This is a genomic window from Gammaproteobacteria bacterium (assembly GCA_037388465.1).
Classification (GTDB): Bacteria; Pseudomonadota; Gammaproteobacteria; order SpSt-1174; family SpSt-1174; genus JARRKE01.
Genome location: JARRKE010000143.1, coordinates 1 through 3,138, shown reverse-complemented (window position 1 = coordinate 3,138; position 3,138 = coordinate 1). Strand labels below are relative to the sequence as shown.

At 64.5% G+C, this 3,138-nt stretch carries 5 protein-coding genes; 1 reads left to right on the top strand and 4 read right to left on the bottom strand.

The window, feature by feature from the left end; genetic code table 11:
* On the bottom strand, positions 1-125 hold a 125-nt coding region (locus tag P8Y64_14355; GenBank protein MEJ2061631.1), incomplete at its 3' end, for a CinA family protein.
* Positions 122-958 carry a mechanosensitive ion channel gene (locus P8Y64_14350; protein ID MEJ2061630.1) on the bottom strand — a complete coding sequence of 279 codons (837 nt, stop codon included), beginning with the start codon at positions 956-958 and terminating at the stop codon, positions 122-124. The genes P8Y64_14350 and P8Y64_14355, both read right to left, overlap by 4 nt.
* 142 nt (positions 959-1,100) lie before the next feature.
* On the opposite strand from P8Y64_14350, the gene P8Y64_14345 reads away from it, so the two are divergent.
* Complete coding sequence (locus P8Y64_14345) at positions 1,101-1,988, top strand: ferritin-like domain-containing protein (GenBank protein MEJ2061629.1); 888 nt, start codon at positions 1,101-1,103, stop codon at positions 1,986-1,988.
* Here the strand turns inward: P8Y64_14345 and P8Y64_14340 are convergent.
* Positions 1,977-2,636, bottom strand: a complete 660-nt coding sequence (locus P8Y64_14340) for a hypothetical protein (GenBank protein MEJ2061628.1) — start codon at positions 2,634-2,636, stop codon at positions 1,977-1,979. The genes P8Y64_14345 and P8Y64_14340 overlap by 12 nt on opposite strands.
* A partial coding sequence (locus P8Y64_14335; GenBank protein ID MEJ2061627.1) for an ATP-dependent protease occupies positions 2,617-3,138 on the bottom strand: 522 nt, incomplete at its 5' end. The genes P8Y64_14335 and P8Y64_14340, both read right to left, overlap by 20 nt.

Below are 3,138 nucleotides of genomic sequence, written 5' to 3'. Positions count from 1 at the left end.
GAGCTCCCCGCGACGTCGGTCACCACCTTGGCGACCCAGCCGCCGGTGCAGGACTCGGCCGTGGCCAGCATCCAGCCCCGCACGGCCAGCGCGTCGCCGACCTGCCGCGCCAGTACCTCGCTCACGAAGCGGTCTCCGCGCCGGATTGCAGATGAACGTCCATCTGCGGATAGGGAATCACGATGCCGCTTTCGTCGAAGCGCTGTTTGATGCGCTCCAGAAAATCGCAACGCACCGCCCAGAAATCACTGGAGGCCACCCATGGGCGCAGGAACAGATTCACGCTGCTGTCGGCCAGCTCGAGCACGCCCGTGGTCGGCGCCGGGTCCGCCAGCACGCGCGTGTCGGATGCCATCAGGTCCTGCAGGATCTCTATGGCCTTGCGCAGATCGGACTCGTAGCTGATGCCCACCACCAGATCGATGCGCCGCGTATCCCGGGCGGTGAAGTTGGTGATGATGTCGCCGTAGATCTTGCCGTTGGGCACGGTGATCTCGCGATTGTCGGGGGTGCGCAGCACGGAGCTGAACACCCGGATGTTTTCCACCGTCCCGGTGACGCCCGCCACCTCCACGAAATCCCCCGCCTTGAACGGCTTGAAGATCAGCAACAGCACGCCGGCCGCGAAATTGGCCAGGGAATTCTGCAGCGCCAGACCGACCGCCAGGCCGGCGGCACCGAGGACGGCGATCAGCGAGGTGGTCTGTATGCCGAGCTGGGCCAGCGCCGCGATCACCACGACCACCAACAGCAGGGCGTTCACCAGGGAGCTGATGAAACCGATCAACATCTCGTCGAGGCCGGAGCGCACCATCATGCGCCCGACCAGCTTGACGATGCGCCGCGACACCCAGACCCCGACAAACAGAATCAGCAGCGCCAGCAGCAGCTTGGTGCCCCACGGCACTGCGTAATGCTGCAGCAACACCTCGTAATCCAGATTGAGCTCCCCGTTCATCACGTCCTCCCCCGGCAACAGCCGTCACAATCTCTTTGACGTCAGCCTTATGCTGCGGTAAGCATTACTCATAGAACATTTTCGGGTCATGCCACTCTAACCCCACGTAGTGCTTCACAAAAGTGAGGAAGGATGATCGAGGATGGTCGCACAAATACTACCCGGGACTAACACCCCCCACCGCTGGCATGTGGACGATGTCCCGTACGAGCGGATTCGTCGGGAAACCATTGCCGACAACGACCTGTATTTTTACCTGGTCACCACCGCATCGTTCATCGAGATCACGTCGGATATCTACACCCGCAACCTGATCGAATATTACGCCGGGGACGAGGTGATTGCCGACTGGCTGAACACCACCTGGGAACCGGAAGAACTGCAGCACGGCACGGCGCTGAAACGCTACGTCCAGACCGTGTGGCCGGAATTCGACTGGGAATCGGCCTATCGGGATTTTCAGGAAGATTATTCCCGCTTCTGCAAGGTGGAATTGCTGGGGCCGACCCGGGCCCTGGAAATGGCCGCGCGCTGCGTGGTCGAAATGGGCACCTGCTCGTACTACACCATGCTGCACCGCGGCAGCCCAGAGCCGGTGCTGGCCGACATCACCCGCAATATCCGCACCGACGAGGCCTATCACTACAAGCACTTCTACGAATTCTTTCTGCGCTATCAGTCGCATCACAACACCGGACGCTGGCCGATATTCAAGACCCTGGTGGGCCGGATCGCCGAGATCGACAGCGAGGACGGCATGATCGCCATCAAGCATGTCTGGCGGCACCGCCATCCGGGCAAAACCTATCGCGACGATCATTACAGGGCCATCAGCAAGGCCGTGCGCGGTCTGGCACAGGCGCATTATCCCTACCGCATGGCCGCCAACATGACCATGAAACCCCTGCGCCTGCCGCATCGTCTGCAAACCCCTGCAGAGCATGCGGTTGCTGCGGGTGCCCGCCTGTATACGCGCATCACCGGCACGGAGCCCGGGCAGCTCGCCTCGGCAGCGGATTCAGCCGTATAGCAGGACCGGCATACCCAGGCGCTTGACGATCCGGCTCAGCGCCAGCGGGTCCTGCAGCAACCGGCACCCCCGCGGCAGCAGCAGCAACCCGCGCGGACGGCCCGCCAGCGCCGCCACCAGGGTATCGAATGTGAAGGTATCCGCCTGCAGGGCATCGACCGGCAGTCGGCCGTGCATCTGCAGCCAGTTCGCCGCGCCCGCCACCACATCCTGCGGCAGCACCGTCTCGGTGAGCAGGGTGGCGCCGCGATAGCCGTTGCCGGTCAGCTGCGCCGTCAACGCCAGTCCCCGGCGCCCGCTCTCGCCGCCTTCGTACAACAGATACAGGTGACTCGGGCGCGCATGCGCGGCATGCACCGTGCCGCTCGACCCGACGATCAGCACGTCCGCCGCCGTGACCTCGGCAAGCAGGGCATCCAGCCGCGCCTGCAGGGTGCGGAAACTGTGTTTGACCTGCCGTGCCTCGGCGGCCTGCTGCAACTGCAGCTGGAACTGGTTGCTCAGCGCGCGCAGGGCGCGTTCCAGGTCCCCGCTGGCGAAAGCGCGCTCGCGGCCCGTGCCGATCCCCACTTCGCGCACGAACGGCAGGCTGCCGCTCAGGGCGAGCAGCACGCGGGTCACCCGGTGTTCAGTCTGATTCGGCGTCATGCTTGCCACCGCTTTTGCCGTGTACGGCAAAGCGCTTGCGCAGCTCGACCAGCTGCTGGATACGATGCTGGATGCGGCCGTTGAAACTGTCCTCGGGATAATGGCCCTGGGCGTCGCGCTCACCGGCCGGCATCCCGCTCAGCAACGCCATGACCTGCTCCACATCCTGGGCGGCATAGACCCGGAACCGGCCGGCATCGACGGCATCGATCACGTCCTGACGCAGCATGAGATGCGGCAGGTTGGCGCCCGGGATGATCACGCCCTGCTCGCCGGTGAGGCCGCGCGCCTGACAGATGTCGAAAAAGCCCTCGATCTTTTCGTTCACCCCGCCGATGGCCTGCACCTCGCCATGCTGGTTCACCGACCCCGTCACGGCGAGCCCCTGCTGCAGGGGAATCTCGCCCAGCGCGGACATCAGGGTGCACAACTCGGCCACCGAGGCGCTGTCGCCCTCGACGTGCCCGTAGGACTGCTCGAAGACCAGGCTGGCCGACAGCGG

Bases quoted from the DNA above. Each gene is read 5' to 3' on its own strand.
- P8Y64_14350 (MEJ2061630.1), bottom strand. From the start codon at position 958: ATGAACGGGGAGCTCAATCTGGATTACGAGGTGTTGCTGCAGCATTAC.
- P8Y64_14340 (MEJ2061628.1), bottom strand. From the start codon at position 2,636: ATGACGCCGAATCAGACTGAACACCGGGTGACCCGCGTGCTGCTCGCC.
- P8Y64_14345 (MEJ2061629.1), top strand. From the start codon at position 1,101: ATGGTCGCACAAATACTACCCGGGACTAACACCCCCCACCGCTGGCAT.